This is a genomic window from Streptomyces sp. NPDC049813, assembly GCF_044465085.1.
In the GTDB taxonomy this organism is placed as follows: Bacteria; Actinomycetota; Actinomycetes; order Streptomycetales; family Streptomycetaceae; genus Streptomyces.
Map to the genome: position 1 here is coordinate 61,686 of NZ_JBITLI010000005.1, position 16,082 is coordinate 77,767.

12 protein-coding genes and 1 pseudogene are annotated in these 16,082 nt (G+C 74.1%); 8 read left to right on the forward strand and 5 right to left on the reverse strand.

Annotation, left to right across the window (positions count from 1 at the left end):
* Positions 1–333: 333 nt before the first annotated feature.
* Positions 334–2,628: a heavy metal translocating P-type ATPase gene (locus ACIBW6_RS13060; RefSeq protein WP_399059352.1), complete on the reverse strand. Its 2,295-nt coding sequence runs from the start codon at positions 2,626–2,628 to the stop codon at positions 334–336.
* 59 nt (positions 2,629–2,687) lie between these two features.
* Positions 2,688–3,020 (reverse strand): heavy-metal-associated domain-containing protein, encoded by a 333-nt coding sequence (locus ACIBW6_RS13065; RefSeq protein ID WP_399059353.1) that lies wholly within the window; start codon positions 3,018–3,020, stop codon positions 2,688–2,690.
* A 269-nt stretch (positions 3,021–3,289) separates the two neighbouring features.
* On the opposite strand from ACIBW6_RS13065, the gene ACIBW6_RS13070 reads away from it, so the two are divergent.
* Positions 3,290–4,330: an alcohol dehydrogenase catalytic domain-containing protein gene (locus ACIBW6_RS13070; RefSeq protein WP_399059354.1), complete on the forward strand. Its 1,041-nt coding sequence runs from the start codon at positions 3,290–3,292 to the stop codon at positions 4,328–4,330.
* 202 nt (positions 4,331–4,532) lie between these two features.
* Here the strand turns inward: ACIBW6_RS13070 and ACIBW6_RS13075 are convergent, their stop codons facing one another.
* Positions 4,533–4,733, reverse strand: coding sequence for a helix-turn-helix transcriptional regulator (locus ACIBW6_RS13075; protein WP_399059355.1), 201 nt, complete (start codon positions 4,731–4,733; stop codon positions 4,533–4,535).
* A gap of 377 nt (positions 4,734–5,110) precedes the next feature.
* A complete protein-coding gene (locus ACIBW6_RS13080; RefSeq protein ID WP_399059356.1) occupies positions 5,111–6,022 on the reverse strand; it encodes a sugar phosphate isomerase/epimerase family protein in 912 nt (303 codons plus the stop codon).
* Positions 6,023–6,184: 162 nt separating this feature from the next.
* On the opposite strand from ACIBW6_RS13080, the pseudogene iolC reads away from it, so the two are divergent.
* The 5 genes and pseudogenes from iolC to mmsA all read left to right on the forward strand — a co-directional run.
* Positions 6,185–7,153, forward strand: a pseudogene (gene iolC / locus ACIBW6_RS13085) (5-dehydro-2-deoxygluconokinase); the annotation flags it as partial.
* A 249-nt stretch (positions 7,154–7,402) separates the two neighbouring features.
* Positions 7,403–8,182: a deoxyribose-phosphate aldolase gene (locus ACIBW6_RS13090; RefSeq protein ID WP_399059698.1), complete on the forward strand. Its 780-nt coding sequence runs from the start codon at positions 7,403–7,405 to the stop codon at positions 8,180–8,182.
* Positions 8,183–8,249: 67 nt separating this feature from the next.
* A complete protein-coding gene (iolB, locus tag ACIBW6_RS13095; protein ID WP_399059357.1) occupies positions 8,250–9,113 on the forward strand; it encodes a 5-deoxy-glucuronate isomerase in 864 nt (287 codons plus the stop codon).
* Entirely contained in the window at positions 9,110–11,026 is a 1,917-nt protein-coding gene (iolD, locus tag ACIBW6_RS13100) for a 3D-(3,5/4)-trihydroxycyclohexane-1,2-dione acylhydrolase (decyclizing) (protein ID WP_399059358.1), read from the forward strand. Before iolB ends, iolD begins: the two co-directional genes overlap by 4 nt.
* 75 nt (positions 11,027–11,101) lie before the next feature.
* Complete coding sequence (gene mmsA, locus ACIBW6_RS13105; protein WP_399059359.1) at positions 11,102–12,610, forward strand: CoA-acylating methylmalonate-semialdehyde dehydrogenase; 1,509 nt, start codon at positions 11,102–11,104, stop codon at positions 12,608–12,610.
* Positions 12,611–12,630: 20 nt separating this feature from the next.
* Here the strand turns inward: mmsA and ACIBW6_RS13110 are convergent, their stop codons facing one another.
* Positions 12,631–13,140, reverse strand: coding sequence for a nucleoside deaminase (locus tag ACIBW6_RS13110; RefSeq protein ID WP_399059360.1), 510 nt, complete (start codon positions 13,138–13,140; stop codon positions 12,631–12,633).
* Positions 13,141–13,235: 95 nt separating this feature from the next.
* Between ACIBW6_RS13110 and cynR the strand changes: the two genes are divergently transcribed.
* Positions 13,236–14,135 (forward strand): transcriptional regulator CynR, encoded by a 900-nt coding sequence (gene cynR, locus ACIBW6_RS13115; protein ID WP_399059361.1) that lies wholly within the window; start codon positions 13,236–13,238, stop codon positions 14,133–14,135.
* 379 nt (positions 14,136–14,514) lie between these two features.
* Positions 14,515–15,921, forward strand: coding sequence for an APC family permease (locus tag ACIBW6_RS13120; protein ID WP_399059362.1), 1,407 nt, complete (start codon positions 14,515–14,517; stop codon positions 15,919–15,921).
* Positions 15,922–16,082: the final 161 nt, after the last annotated feature.

Here is a 16,082-nt window from a genome sequence, read left to right on the forward strand (position 1 = left end):
CGGGATCCGGCCGGGCGTCTGTGGCCGCGTCGGCCGCCGGAACACGTCACCACGGGTGGGCCGCTCAAGCTTCCCCGTAGCACGTGCCCCGGCCAACGCAGTCGGTCCCGTCCCCCAAGACGGTCCCGTCCGACACCGGAACGCCCCCCAAGACGTTCCTGCATCGCCTCCTTAGACTCACGAGACCGGCGAAGGGTTACGTTCTCACCGATGTGATCTGCGTCTCTTGCCTATGTCCCGTGTGTACGCAAGAGACCCGAAATGTAGATGTGGGCCTCGTACGTGAGAGTGCTGCAATTGTGCCGTGTGGATTATGTGGAGGTCCAGGCCTGGCTAGATGAATCTGCGAAGTCGCAGACTGTTTGTCACCACAAATACCGAAGAGAACGCCATTGCGGCCCCCGCGATCATCGGATTCAGCAGCCCGGCGGCGGCCAGCGGCAGGGCCGCGACGTTGTAGCCGAAGGCCCAGCAGAGGTTTCCCTTGATCGTGGCGAGGGTCCGGCGGGAGAGCCGGATCGCGTCGGCCGCCACCCGCAGGTCGCCGCGGACCAGCGTCAGGTCGGCCGCCTCGATCGCCACGTCCGTCCCCGTGCCCATCGCCAGACCCAGATCGGCGGTGGCCAGCGCGGCCGCGTCGTTCACCCCGTCGCCCACCATCGCCACGCCCCGCCCCTCGGCCCGCAGTCGCCGCACCACGGCGACCTTCTCCTGCGGGAGCACCTCCGCGACCACCGCGCCGGGCTCGATCCCCACCGCCCGCGCGACGGCCTCCGCCGCACCGCGGTTGTCGCCGGTCAGCAGCATCGGCGTGAGCCCGAGCCCGCGCAGCTCAGCGACGGCGCGGGCGCTCGTCTCCCGGACCGTGTCGGCGACGGCCAGGACGCCGCGCGCCGCTCCGTCCCAGGCGACCGTGACCGCCGTGCCGCCCTCCGCCTCGACGGCCCGTACCGCCGCCGCCAACCCGGCCGGCAGCGCGATCCCGGCGTCGGCGAGCAGCCGCCCGCGCCCGACGAGGACCGCGCGGCCCTCCACGGTGGCCCGCACCCCGAGCCCCGGCACACCGGTGAACCCCTCGGCCGCCGGCAGCTCGCCCGCGCGGTCGGCGGCCCCCGCCGCGACGGCCCGGGCGATCGGATGCTCGGAGGCGTGCTCCACCGCACCGGCCAGGCGCAGCAGCTCCTTCTCGTCGACGCCCTCGGCCGGGTGCACGGCGAGCAGCGTCATCCGGCCGGTCGTCACCGTGCCGGTCTTGTCGAGGACGATCGTGTCGACCGCCCGGGTCGCCTCCAGCGCCTCGGGCCCCTTGATGAGGATGCCGAGCTGCGCGCCGCGCCCGGTGCCGACCAGGAGCGCCGTCGGGGTGGCCAGGCCCAGCGCGCACGGGCAGGCGACGATCAGCACGGCCACGGCCGAGCCGAACGCGGCGGTGGTGTCGCCGGTGGCGAGCAGCCGCACCAGCAGCGTGCCGAGGGCGATCGCGACGACCACCGGCACGAAGACCGCCGAGACCCGGTCGGCGAGCCGCTGCACCCGGGCCTTGCCGGTCTGGGCGTCCTCGACGAGCCGCGCCAGCTGGGCGAGGCGGGTGTCGGCGCCGACGCGGGTGGCCTCGACGACGAGCCGCCCGCCCATGTTGACGGTCGCCCCGGTGACGGCGGAGCCGACGGCCACGTCCACGGGCACGCTCTCCCCGGTCAGTACGGACGCGTCGACGGCGCCCGCGCCCGCGACGACGGTGCCGTCGGTGGCGATCTTCTCGCCGGGGCGGACGACGAAGCGGTCCCCGGGGACCAGCCGGTCGGCCGGCACCCGCGCCTCGGAGCCGTCCGCGGCCAGCAGGGCGACGTCCTTGGCGCCGAGTTCGAGCAGGGCCCGCAGCGCGGCGCCCGCGCTGCGCCGGGCGCGGGCCTCCAGATGGCGGCCGACGAGGAGGAAGGTGACGACGCCCGAGGCCACCTCCAGGTAGAGGGTGGAGGAGGCGCCGCCGCGCTCGGTGGCGAAGGTGAAGCCGTGCCGCATCCCCGGCATCCCCGCGTCGCCGAGGAACAGCGCCCACAGGGACCAGCCGAAGGCGGCCAGCGTGCCGAGGGAGACGAGCGTGTCCATGGTGGCGGCGCCGTGCCGGGCGTTGGTCCACGCGGCGCGGTGGAAGGGGAGGCCGCCCCAGACCACGACCGGCGCGGCCAGGATCAGCGACAGCCACTGCCAGTAGTCGAACTGGAGGGCGGGGACCATGGCCAGCAGGACCACCGGGGCCGTGAGCAGCGCGCAGACGCGCAGGCGCCGGCCGAGGAGGCCGGCACCGGTTCTCGCCGTGGCAGGTCCGGAGTCCTCCCGGACCGCGGCGCCGTGGGGGCCGGTCGCGCGGTGCCCCGCGTCACGGGGGAGCTGTGGCGCTGCCTCGACGATCGGCTCGGCCGTGTAGCCGAGCCGGGTGATCGTGTCGATGAGGGTCTGCGGGCTGACCTCCGCGGCGTAGGAGACCTTCGCCTTCTCGGTGGCCAGGTTGACCGTCGCGCGCACGCCGTCGAGGCGGTTCAGCTTCTTCTCGATGCGGGCGGAGCAGGCGGCGCAGGTCATGCCGCCGATCGCGAGGTCGAGGTCGGTGGAGGGTGCGTCCGTCATGGTGCTGTCGAGGGTACGGCGGCCGGGCCGGGCCGCGGCGGGCCCGGCCCGGGGCGCGGTCAGCGGGTGCCGAGGAGCTCGTACCCGGCCTCGTCGACGGCGGCGCGGACGGCCTCCTCGTCGAGCGGGGCCGCCGAGACGACCGTGACCTGGCCGGAGGCGGCGACCGCCTGGACGGAGGAGACACCGGCGAGCCCGGACAGCTCCTCGGTGACCGCCGCCTCGCAGTGGCCGCAGGTCATGCCCTTGACCTCGTAGACCGTGGTGACGGAGCCCGCGGCGGCCGGGGTCGCGGCCGCACCGTGGCAGGCACCGCCGCAGCAGCCCCCCGCGGCCGGCGCGGACGCCTCGGCCTCGGTGCCGATCTGGTGCAGCTCGCTCTGGGCGCTCATGTCGTTCTCCTTGCTCGAAGCCGAAGGGGCCGGTGGCGGGGCCACGGGGAGGGCCGGGTACCCCGCGCACCTCCTGACCCACCCGACCTTATACCCCTAGGGGGTACACATCCAAGGAGGGTCGTGCACGTAAGGACACGGCCCGGGTGGGCGGGCGGCACCCGCGGATACCGTGAGCGCGGGACGTCCGAAGGGCGTCCGAGGGGCGTCCGAGGGTGTGTGAGCCGCGTCCGTGGCAGGTCGCGCAGAGCGAGGAGCGAGGTGGGTGCATGCGTGCCGTCGTGTTCGAGCGGTTCGGCGGGCCGGCCGGGGTGCGGACCGTGCCGGATCCGGCGCCCGCGCCGCACGGCGTCGTCGTGCGCGTCGAGGCGACCGGCCTGTGCCGCAGCGACTGGCACGGCTGGCAGGGCCACGATCCGGACATCGTGCTGCCGCACGTGCCCGGGCACGAACTCGCCGGCGTGGTCCAGGAGGCCGGCGCCGACGTGCGCGGGTGGCGGGCCGGGGACCGGGTGACCGTGCCGTTCGTCTGCGCGTGCGGGAGCTGCGCGGCGTGCGCGGCCGGGGACCAGCAGGTGTGCGCACGCCAGACGCAGCCCGGCTTCACGCACTGGGGCTCCTTCGCCGAGTACGTCGCTCTCGACCACGCCGACGTGAACCTGGTGGCGGTGCCGGAGGAGATGGCCTTCACGACGGCGGCCGCGCTCGGCTGCCGGTTCGCGACCGCGTTCCGCGCGGTGGTGCGGCAGGGCCGACTCGCGCCGGGGGAGTGGGTCGCCGTGCACGGCTGCGGCGGCGTCGGCCTGTCCGCGGTGATGATCGCGGCGGCGGCCGGGGCCCGGGTGGTGGCCGTGGACGTCGCGCCCGGCGCGCTCGGACTGGCCCGGCGGTTCGGCGCGGCCGCGTGCGTGGACGCCGGCGCGGTGGACGATGTGGCGGACGCGGTACGGGAGGTGACGGGCGGCGGGGCCCATCTGTCGCTGGACGCGCTGGGTTCCGCGGCGACGTGCGCGGCGTCCGTCGGCGGGCTGCGGCGGCGCGGACGGCACGTCCAGGTCGGGCTGCTGCCCACGGACCCGGTCGTGCCGATGGGGCGGGTGCTCGCGTGGGAACTGGAGCTGATCGGCAGCCACGGGATGGCCGCGCACGCCTACCCGCCGATGCTGGAGCTGGTCCGCGGTGGGGCGGTGCGGCCCGATGCGCTGGTGACGTCGGTGATCCCGCTCGCGCGGGCGGGCGGGGCGCTCGCCGCGATGGGGGCGCCGGGGGCCGGGGCGGGCGTGACGGTGATCGAGCCGTTCGCCGGCTGAGTGGAGCTCTCCGCCGCGTGCGGGCCGTTCGCCTGCCGGGCGGGGACCTCCATGCGCGGGCCGTTCGCCTGCCGGGCGGGGACCTCCATGCGCGGGCCGTTCGCCTGCCGGGCGGGGACCTCCATGTGCGGGCCGTTCGCCGGTCGAGCGGGGCCCGGCGGGGGCGCCCGTGCGGTGGGCGCCCCGGGCGGGTGACGCGCGGTCAGTCTCTGTCGCGGCCCCGGTTGCGGGGGCGCGAGGCGACCCAGCGGCGGACGGTGTCGGGGTACCAGAAGGGCTTGCCGTTCTCCACGTGGTCGGGGGGCGGCAGCAGACCGTGCTTGCGGTACGAGCGGACGGTGTCCGGCTGGACGCGGATGTGCGCGGCGATCTCTTTGTACGACCAGAGCCTGCGGTCGGTCATCAGTGGCTCCTCCCTGGCGGATGTCGCGACGGCGGCGCGGGGGTGGCCGCCGGTGATCACTCACCCTGCGCCCGGAGAACGACGCGCGCCGAGACGCGGGAGGGCCTGTGGGGCCCCTGTGACGCAGAACCCGCGTAGGGCGGACATGTGTGACAGGAAGGGTGCTTTTGTGACGCGAGTGTTGCAAAAAGGGCGCGTGGCGGGCGCATGAACCTGCGCCTGCCGGGACAGTCCCCTACGGACGACCCGAACCGGCGCGCCCCGGGATCACCGTCCGCGGGCGCCCCACGACCCGCGCTCTCCGCGCCGGCCCGCGACCCGCGCTCTCCGCCCCGGCCCGCGCCCTCCGCGCCGATCCGTTCTGGCCGCCGCCGGTCCTACACGCCGCACGACCTGAGGTAGCCCCGGGTGCGCCGGGCGATCGGCAGGGGCGCGTCCGGTGCGCACGGGTACATGTCCTGCTCGACGATCGCGAACAGGTCGACGTCCAGGCGGGCGGCGGCGGCCAGGACGGGTGCCAGCTCCGGTACGCCGCGCGGCGGTTCGCACATGACGCCCCGGGCGACGGCCGGCCCGAAGGGGGTGCCCTGGGCGCGGACCTCGGCGAGCACGGCCGGGTCCACCTGCTTGAGGTGCAGATAGCCGAGGCGTTCGGCGTACGTCTCGATCAGCTTGACGCTGTCGCCGCCGCAGTACGCGTAGTGGCCGGTGTCCAGGCAGAGCGAGACGAGGCCGGGGTCGGTGGCGTCGAGGAAGCGGGCCACGTTCTCCTCGGTGTCGATGTGGGTGTCGGCGTGCGGGTGGACGACGACCCGCAGCCCGTACCGCTCGCCCACCTCGCGCGCGAGTCGCTCGGTCCCGGCGGCGAGATGGCGCCACTGCTCGGCGCTGAGCGTGGACCCCTCGATGACCTCCCCGGTCTTGTCGTCCCGCCAGAACGAGGGGATGACGACGAGGTGGCGTGCGCCCATGTCCCGGGTGAGGGCGGCGATGGCGGCGACGTGGTCCCAGGTGCGCTCCCAGACGGCGGGCCCGTGGTGCAGCCCGGTGAAGACGGTGCCCGCGCTGACCCGGAGCCCGCGCCGCCCGGTCTCCTCGGCGAGCACGCGCGGGTCGCTGGGCAGATATCCGTACGGGCCCAGCTCGATCCACTCGTATCCGGCCTCCGCGACCTCGTCGAGGAAGCGCTGCCAGGGGATCTGCCGGGGGTCGTCGGGGAACCAGACGCCCCAGGAGTCGGGTGCCGAGCCGATGCGGATGCGCGCTGTCCGTGATGTCCGGGTCGTCATGGCACCAGCCTCAAGGGCCCCCGAGAAAGGTGTCAAGGCATGGTCCGAATGTCAGGACAAAATGTTGACAGGGGGGTGGGAACGGCACTAGATCTGGCAGCAGGCCCACCCGCCGCGTCCCGCCGAACGTCTGCGTCACGTCTTCGTCGAAGGGAACCCCGCATGGTCCGCGCCGAGTTCGACCTGATCACGATGGGCCGGATCGGGGTGGACCTGTATCCCTTGCAGGCGGGCAGAGGCCTGGCGGACGTCTCCGCGTTCGGCAAGTTCGTCGGCGGCTCCTCGACGAACGTGGCGGTGGCCGCGGCCCGCCTCGGCGTGCGCACGGCGACGATCACCCGTACGGGACGGGACCCGTTCGGCGACTACTTGCGCGCGGAGCTGACCCGGTTCGGCGTCGACGCGCGCTGGGTGACACCGGTCGACGGGCTGCCCACCCCGGTCACCTTCTGCGAGATCTTCCCGCCCGACGACTTCCCGCTCTACTTCTACCGGCAGCCCACGGCGCCGGACCTGGAGATCGCCGCGGACCAGCTCGACCTCCCCGCGGTGCGGGACGCGCGGGTCTTCTGGGTGACGGGGACGGGGCTGTGCGCGGAGCCCAGCCGGACGGCGACGCTGGCGGCGATGGCGGCCCGCGCGGAATCCGCCGGGCCCGGCCGCGAGACGGTGTTCGACCTGGACTGGCGGCCCATGTTCTGGGGCAGCCCCGAGTCGGCGCGCCCGTACTACGAGGAGGCGCTGCGGCACGCGACGGTCGCCGTCGGCAATGTGGACGAGGTCGAGATCGCGACGGGCGAGCGGGAGCCGGTGGCGGCGGCGCGGGCCCTCCTGGCGTCCGGGGTCCGGCTCGCCGTCGTCAAACAGGGCCCGCGGGGGGTGCTGGCGATGACGTCCGACGGCCGGAGCGCGGAGGTGCCGCCGCTTCCCGTGGACGTCCTGAACGGGCTCGGGGCGGGCGACGCGTTCGGCGGGGCGCTCTGCCACGGTCTGCTGGCCGGCTGGGAGCTGGCCCGGACCATGCGGTTCGCCAACGCGGCCGGGGCGATCGTGGCGTCGCGCCTGGAGTGCTCCTCGGCGATGCCGGTGCGGGACGAGGTGGAGGCGGCGCTGGCCTCCGGCAGGGTGCGGGCGGGAGCCCTGGGGGCGGCCGACGGGATGACGCCGAGCCGGCGCGAACCCGGCGATGACCTCCGGCCCGACGAGAACGGTGCCCCGGCGCCGGGGAGCCGCCCTGCCGCCCCTGACCCCCGCGCAGAGCGCCCCGACCCCGATCCCCGCGCCCTCGCGCGGTTGCGGGCGGAGCGGCCCGGGGTGGTCGCCGAGGCCGCCGCGCGGCGCGAGCGGCGCGCTCTGCTGCCGGGCCCGGACGCCCGGCTGATGATCGTCGCCGCCGACCACCCGGCCCGCGGCGCGCTGGCCGCGGGCGACCGGCCGCTGGCCATGGCCGGCCGCGCCGACCTGCTCGCCCGGCTCTGCCTCGCGCTGTCCCGCCCCGGCGTGGACGGCGTCCTCGCCTCCGCCGACGTCCTCGACGACCTGCTCCTCCTGGGCGCCCTCGACGGCAAGGTCGTCATCGGCTCGATGAACCGCGGCGGCCTCGCGGGCGCCTCCTTCGAACTCGACGACCGCTTCACCGGCTACGCCCCGGCCGCCCTGCGCCGCCGCGGCTTCGACGCAGGCAAGCTCCTGCTGCGGCTCGACTACGACGACCCCACCGAGGCCTCCGTCCGCACCATGGAGGCGGCGGCCCGCGCGGTCGACGCCATGGCGGCCGAGGGACTGCCGGTCTTCGTCGAGCCGTTCGTCGCCCGCCGCGACCCCGGCTCGGGGCTGCTGCGCAACGACCTGAGCCCGGACGCCGTGGTCCGCTCCATCGCCGTCGCCTCCGGCCTCGGCGGCTCCTCCGCCTACACCTGGCTGAAACTGCCGGTCACGGACGACCCCGACGCGATGGCGCGCGTGCTGGAGACGTCCACGCTCCCCGCGGTGCTGCTCGGCGGCGACATCAAGGACGGCGACCAGGACGCCACGTACGAGAAGTGGCGGACGGCGCTGCGCCTGCCCACGGTGCAGGGCCTGGTGGTGGGACGCTCCCTGTTGTACCCGGCGGACGGGGACGTGGCGCAGGCGGTCGACACGGCGGTGGGCCTGTTGTAGGCCTACCTACCCCGGCCACCCCGGCCCCGACCGCGACCCCGACCCGGCACAAGGAGGAAGCACCAGGATGACGTACCTCCCCAACGGCACCGCGGCGGACGGCCCGTACGCCCTGCACGTCGACCCGGAGAAGACGGGCCTGCCCACCTGGTCCCGCGCGGCCCTGCGCATCCTCGAACTGGCGCCCGCCGAGCGGCACGCGTTCGACACGGGCGACTGCGAGTGGATCGTGCTCCCGCTGACGGGCGGCTGCACGGTGGACGTACGGGACGCGGACGGACAGGACACCGACTCCGCCCCCCGCGCCCGGCGTATCGAACTGCACGGCAGGGCAAGCGTATTCAGCGGCCCGAGCGACTTCGCGTACCTACCGCGGGACAGCCGCGCAGAGATCGCCTCCGGCGCGGGAGGCCGCTTCGCCCTGGCAGGAGCGAAGTGCGGGCGACGACTCCCCGTCCGTCACGGCCCCGCGCCGGAGGTACCCGTCGAGGCCCGCGGCAGCGGCACCAGCGCCCGCCAGGTCCGCAACTTCGCCGCGGCCGGCACCTTCGACTGCGACCAGCTCATCGCCGTCGAGGTCGTCACGCCGGGCGGCAACTGGTCCTCGTACCCCCCGCACAAGCACGACGAGGACCGCCCGGGCGTCGAGACGTGCCTGGAGGAGATCTATTACTTCGAGATCGAGCCCGCCGCCACCGGCGCCCCCGGCTACGGCTACCAGCGGGTGTCCCCGTCCCGCCCGGGCGGCACCGACCTCCTCGCCGAGGTGCGCACCGGCGACGCGGTCCTGGTCCCGGACGGCTGGCACGGCCCGTCGATCGCCCAGCCGGGGCACACCATGTACTACCTGAACGTGATGGCGGGGCCAGGCCGGGAACGGGAGTGGAAGATCTGCTTCCATCCCGACCACGCGACGGAGGGATACCGGTGACGACGCCCGCACCCACCCCGGACCACACCGGGCCCGAGACGGTCAGGCTCACCACGGCCCAGGCCCTCGTCCGCTTCCTCACCCGCCAGTACGCGGCCCGGGACGGCCACCGCACCCGCCTGATCGGCGCGACCTGGGGCGTCTTCGGGCACGGCAACGTGGCGGGCATCGGCCAGGCCCTCGTGCAGTACGGCGACGAGATGCCCTTCCACCAGGGCCGCAACGAACAGGCGATGGTGCACGCGGCGGTCGGTTACGCCCGCCAGCGCGACCGCCTGTCCACCCACGCCGTCACGACGTCCATCGGCCCGGGCGCCACGAACCTGGTCACGGGCGCCGCGCTGGCCACGATCAACCACCTGCCCGTGCTGCTGCTCCCCGGCGACGTCTTCGCGACCCGCCCCGCCGACCCCGTGCTCCAGCAGTTGGAGGTCCCGTACGCGGGCGACGTGTCGGTCAACGACTGCCTGCGGCCGGTCTCGAAGTACTTCGACCGGATCGCCCGGCCGGAGCAGCTGATCCCCGCCGCGCTCCAGGCGATGCGGGTGCTGACCGACCCGGTGGAGACCGGCGCGGTCACGCTGGCGCTGCCGCAGGACGTGCAGGCGGAGGCGTACGACTGGCCGGTGGAGTTCTTCGCCGAGCGCACCTGGACCGTCCGCCGCCCGCGCCCGGAGCCCGCCGAACTGGCGGCGGCGGCCGCCGCGGTGCGCCAGGCGCGGCGGCCCCTGATCGTCGCGGGCGGCGGGGTCCACCACAGCGGCGCGGAGGAGGCGCTGGCGGCCTTCGCGGACGCGACCGGCATCCCGGTGGCGTCGACGCAGGCGGGCAAGGGCTCGCTGTGCCACGACGCCCCGGCCGACGTGGGCGGCATCGGTCACACCGGTACCGCGACCGCCGACGAACTGGCCAGGACCGCCGACCTGGTGATCGGCGTGGGCACCCGGTACACGGACTTCACGACGGCGTCCGGCACGCTCTTCGCCCGCCCCGGCGTCCGCTTCCTGAACCTGAACGTCGCCGCGTTCGACGCGCACAAGCTGGCCGCGCTGCCGCTGGTGGCCGACGCGTGCGAAGGCCTGACCGCGCTGGCCGGCGCCGTCGCCGGGCACCGCGCGGACCCGGCGTACGTCGCCGAGTACACCGCGGGCAAGGAACGCTGGGAGCGCGCCGTCGACACCGCCTACGCCGCCCCGGACGGCACCGGCCGGCGCCCGACCCAGGCCCAGGTCCTCGGCGTCCTGGACCAGCTGGTGTCGAAGGAGGACATCCTCATCAACGCGGCCGGCTCGCTCCCCGGCGACCTGCACAAACTGTGGCGGACGCGCTCCCGCGACCAGTACCACGTCGAGTACGGCTACTCCTGCATGGGCTACGAGATCCCGGCCGCGATCGGCGTCGCGCTCGCCGCGCCCGGCCGGCCGGTCTGGGCGCTGGTCGGCGACGGCACGTACCTGATGATGCCGACGGAGCTGGTGACGGCGGTGCAGGAGGGCATCCCGGTGAAGGTGGTGCTGCTGCAGAACCACGGCTACGCGTCCATCGGCGGCCTCTCCGCGTCCGTGGGCGCCGAGGGCTTCGCGACGGCGTACCGCTACCGGTCCGACGACGGCCGCGCCTACACCGGCCCGCCGCTCCCGGTGGACCTGGCTGCGAACGCGGCAAGCCTCGGCATGGACGTGCACCGCGCCACGACGGTGGCCGAACTGCGCACGGCGCTGGCCGCGGCCCGGTCCGCGACCCGCCCCACATGTGTCTATGTGGAGACGGAAACGGCAGACACAGTGTCGGGGCCGCCCCCGGCACAGGCATGGTGGGATGTGCCCGTGGCCGAGACGGCGGAGCGCGCGGCGGCCATCGAGGCCCGCAAGGAGTACGAACGCGACGTCACGGCGCGCCGCCCCCACCTCTGACCCGACGACCCGACGACCCGCACCCGGCCGGCCCCACCCGTACGAACCCCCGCAGACGCAACAGGAGCTGCCCACATGTCTGACACGAAGTTGGTCCACCACTGGATCGGCGGCAAGACCGTCGAGGGCGTCTCGGGCAACCGCGGCCCGGTGACCGACCCGGCGACCGGCGCCGTCACCACGCACGTCGACTTCGCGAGCGTCGAGGAGGTGGACGCCGCGGTCGCCGCCGCCAAGGAGGCGTACGCGGGCTGGGGCACGTCGTCGCTGGCCAGGCGGACCGAGATCCTCTTCCGGTTCCGCGCGCTGCTCGACGCCAATCGCGACGCGATCGCCGAGCTGATCACCGCCGAGCACGGCAAGGTGCACTCCGACGCGCTGGGCGAGGTCGCCCGCGGCCTGGAGATCGTCGACCTGGCCTGCGGCATCAACGTGCAGCTGAAGGGCGAGCTGTCGACGCAGGTCGCGAGCCGGGTGGACGTGTCGTCGATCCGGCAGCCGGTCGGCGTCGTCGCGGGCATCACGCCGTTCAACTTCCCGGCCATGGTGCCGATGTGGATGTTCCCGATCGCCATCGCGTGCGGCAACACGTTCATCCTGAAGCCGTCCGAGAAGGACCCGTCGGCCTCGCTGAAGATCGCGGAGCTGCTGTCGGAGGCCGGCCTGCCCGACGGCGTCTTCAACGTCGTCCACGGCGACAAGGTCGCGGTCGACCGCCTCCTGGAGCACCCGGACGTCGCCGCCGTCTCCTTCGTCGGCTCGACACCGATCGCCCGCCACATCCACGCCACCGCCTCCGCCAACGGCAAGCGGGTCCAGGCCCTCGGCGGCGCCAAGAACCACATGCTGGTGCTGCCCGACGCCGACCTGGACGCCGCCGCCGACGCGGCCGTCTCGGCGGCGTACGGCTCGGCCGGCGAGCGCTGCATGGCCATCTCCGCGGTGGTCGCCGTCGGCGCGGTCGGCGACGAACTCGTCGCGAAGATCAAGGAGCGCGCCGAGAAGATCAAGATCGGCCCGGGCAACGACCCGGCGTCCGAGATGGGCCCGCTCATCACCGCCGTCCACCGCGACAAGGTGGCGTCCTACGTCGAGGGCGCGGCGGCCGACGGCTGCGAGGTCGTCCTCGACGGCACCGGTTACACCGTCGAGGGCCACGAGAACGGCCACTGGATCGGCCTCTCGCTCCTGGACCGGGTCCCGACCACGGCCAAGGCGTACCAGGACGAGATCTTCGGCCCGGTCCTGTGCGTGCTGCGCGTCGACACCTACGACGAGGGCGTGGCGCTCATCAACAGCTCGCCGTTCGGCAACGGCACGGCGATCTTCACCCGGGACGGCGGCGCCGCCCGCCGCTTCCAGCTGGAGGTCGAGGCCGGCATGGTCGGCGTCAACGTGCCCATCCCGGTCCCCGTCGGCTACCACTCCTTCGGCGGCTGGAAGGACAGCCTCTTCGGCGACCACCACATCTACGGCAACGACGGCACGCACTTCTACACCCGCGGCAAGGTCATCACCACGCGCTGGCCGGACCCGGCCGACGCCCCGGCCGGCGTCGACCTCGGCTTCCCGCGCAACCACTGACGGCCCGCGGGCCACGGATCTCAGCCGGCGGTGTCCGGGCGCGGCGCGCCCGGCACCCGCCGGTCGCCGCCGTTGCGGTCCTGCCACAGGCGGTAGACGTCCACCGCGTCCGCGTGCGGCTCGTGCCGCATCGGCAGCCTGCGCTCCTGCCAGGGCTTGGCGAACTCGTCGTAGAACGTGCTCAGTTCGAAGTACTTGCGGTCGTCGACGTAGTGCGGCTCGTAGGCGTCCCGGGTCGTGAGGAAGACGACCTCGTCGGGGGAGCAGTAGTAGAGGGCGCCCAGGCACATCGGACACGGCTGGGCGAGCACGTAGACGGTGGTGCCCGTCAGGTGCTCGGTGCCCAGCGCCACGCACGCGTCGCGGATGGCGAGCACCTCGGCGTGGGCCGTCGGGTCGTGCGACTGGGCGACCTGGTTGGCGCGCTCGGCGAGCACCTCGCCGTCCTTCACGATGACGGTGGCGAAGGGGCGGCCGCCCTCCTCCACGTTCTTGCGGGCCAGATCGATGGTGCGCTGCGAGAAGTCCATGCCCCCAGTGTTGCCACGTGCTCTCCATAGCGTCCAACACATACTGCGCATAGTTCCTATAGATGGCGCCTATGGGCCGGGCTATGCTCCCGGTCATGGCCCCCGTCGAACTGCGGCATCTGCGCTATCTGCTCGCCGTCGTCGAGCACGGCACCTTCACCCGCGCGGCCGAGGCGCTGTACGTCTCCCAGCCGACCCTCTCGCAGCAGATCCGCAGCCTGGAGCGGATCGTCGGACTGCCGCTGCTCGACCGCTCGGGCCGCGCGGTGCGGGCCACCGACGCGGGCGAGGTCTACGTCGCCCACGCGCGCCGGGCCCTGCGGGAGCTGGCCGCCGCCGACCTGGCCGTCCAGGACGTCCGCGACCTGTCACGCGGCCACGTGCGGCTCGGCGTCACCCCCACCTTCACCGCCTACCTCGTCGCCCCGCTGGTCACCGCGGTGCACGCCCGCCACCCCGGCCTGCGCGTCACCGTCCGCGAGGCCGCCCAGCAGTGGATCGAGGAGGCCCTGCTCGACGACCGGCTCGACGCGGGGATCGGCTTCACCGGCGCGCAGGCGGCCGGGATCAACGCCGAGCCGCTCTTCACCGAGACGCTCGCCGTGGTGGTGGCGCAGGAGCACGCCGTGCCGGTGCCGCTCCCCGCCCGCGAGCTCGCCGGGCGGGACCTGGTGCTCCTGTCCGGGGACTTCGCGACCCGGGCCGCGATCGACGCGTACTTCGCGGAGCAGGGCGTCGCGCCGCGGGTCGCCGTCGAGGCGGACTCCGCCCTCGCCCTCATCGACATCGTGCGGAGTGGGCAGCTGGCCACCGTGCTGCCGGACGCCGTGGTCCAGGACCGGCGGGGTCTGGTCGCGGCGGCGCCACGGCCGCCGCTGCCGCACCGCACCGCGGCCCTGCTCACGCGCGAGGGCGGCTACCGCCCGGCGGCGGCCGGCGCGCTGATCGCCCTGCTCCGCGCGCAGGTGGCGGAGCGGGGCCTGCCGACGCCCTGAGGCGGGGTGTCCCGGGGCGGCGGAGGTGTCCGTACTGCGGACAAGTTCCGGCAAAGTTCGGCGCGGCGGCTGCGGTTCCCGTACGTAGGGGAAGAAACGGGCGTCGTAACCGCCTGTTGCTCTACGCCTTCGATAGCAAGGTCATCATGCGACTTCATGGCGATGAACTCGCCCCTTCTCCCGAACCGCTGAAGATGCGCGGGTAGTTGGGCAGTGCAACGAGTACGGAATCCGCAGGGAAACGGCCGTTGACGTTCCGGATGACGGCGGGGTTCCATGACGCGCCGGGAGCGGACGTACCACCCCACACCAAGGCCCTTCGGAGGCGATAGCGCTCCCGCCCGAACCACCCGCCGCACCAGTCGATCGGAACCGCTCCATGACCGACACGCTTCGCCCCACCGCCGCCGTCCCGCAGGCCGGGCCGGCGGCCGTGGCCCCGCCCCAGAAGCTCAAGCGTTCCATCGGCGTCGTCGGCGGCACCCTGCTCACGCTGTCGTGCGTGACGCCCGCCTCCACGCTCTTCGTCGTCGTGCCCGACCTGTTCGGCAGCCTCGGCACCGCGACGGCCCTGACGATCGCGATCGGCTCGCTGCTCTGCATAGGCGTCGCGTTCTGCTACTCGGAACTCGGCACCCTTATCCCCAGCGCGGGCGGCGAGTACGCGATGGTCTCGACGCTGGCGGGCCGCCTCACCGGCTGGCTGGTCTTCGTCCTCTCCCTTCTGGTCGTGGTGATCGTGCCCCCGGTGATCGCGATGGGCACCGCGGACTACCTGGCCCCCCTGGTCCACCTCGACCCGTCGGTCGCCGGCGCCGCCGTGATGCTCCTCGCCACCCTCGCGGGCCTGCTCGACCTGCGGGCCAACGCCTGGATCACCGGCGTCTTCCTCGTCCTCGAAGTCATCGCGGCGGCCCTCGTCGCGGTCCTCGGCTTCACCCACGCCGAACGCGGCGCGGGCTCCCTGGTCTCGATGCGGGTCGCGGGCGACGGCGGCCACGCCGACACCGTGACGGCGATGCTCGTCGTCTCCGGCCTGGCGATCGCCCTCTTCGTCACCCAGGGCTTCTCGACGGCCGTCTACCTCTCGGAGGAACTGGAGAACCCGCGCACGTCCGTCTCCCGCACGGTCCTCGCCACCCTCGCCATCTCCACGGTCATCATCCTGGTCCCGGTGGCCGCGATCACGATGGGCGCACCGGACCTCGCGGCGCTCACCTCCGGGGACATCGGCGCCATGGTCGAGGCGTGGTCGAACTCGGCGGTCGGCACGTTCGTCTCGCTGTGCGTCGCACTCGCGATCATCAACGCGGGCATCGTCATGGTCATCCAGAACTCCCGCGTCCTGTTCGCCTCGGCCCGCGACAAGGCGTGGCCGGCCCCCGTCAACCGGGGCCTGGCCAAGCTCGGCCGCTTCGGCTCGCCCTGGGTCGCCACGCTCATCGTGGGCGTGCCCGGCGCGGCCCTGTGCTTCGTCAACCTCGACACCCTGTACGGCGTCACGGGCGTCTCGGTGACCGGCATGTACCTCCTGGTCGCGGTCGCCGCCCTGCTGTGCCGCCGCGGCCCCCACCGCACCAAGGCGGCCTGGCGCATGCCGCTGTGGCCCGCGGTCCCGGTCGTCCTCATCGCGGTGATGGCGTACATCCTGAGCCAGCAGGAGGCCACGTACCTCCTGTGGACGGGCGGCATCACAGCCGTCGCGACGCTGTACTGGGCCCTGTACCTGCGCCCGCGCAAGGGGACGCGGTGGCTGGTGGAGATTCCGGAGGATGTGCGGGGGTAGTCGCGCGGGGGCACGAGGGTCGCGCGTACGGGGGCCGGGGGTACGTTTTCACGCCACTCGTGCTGCGCGGCCCCGGCGCGCGTTGCGATCGGCAGCGGGGCGATGTGAGGATGCCGGGCATGGTGGGCACCGGGGGAGACACACAGACGCCTGAGTACATA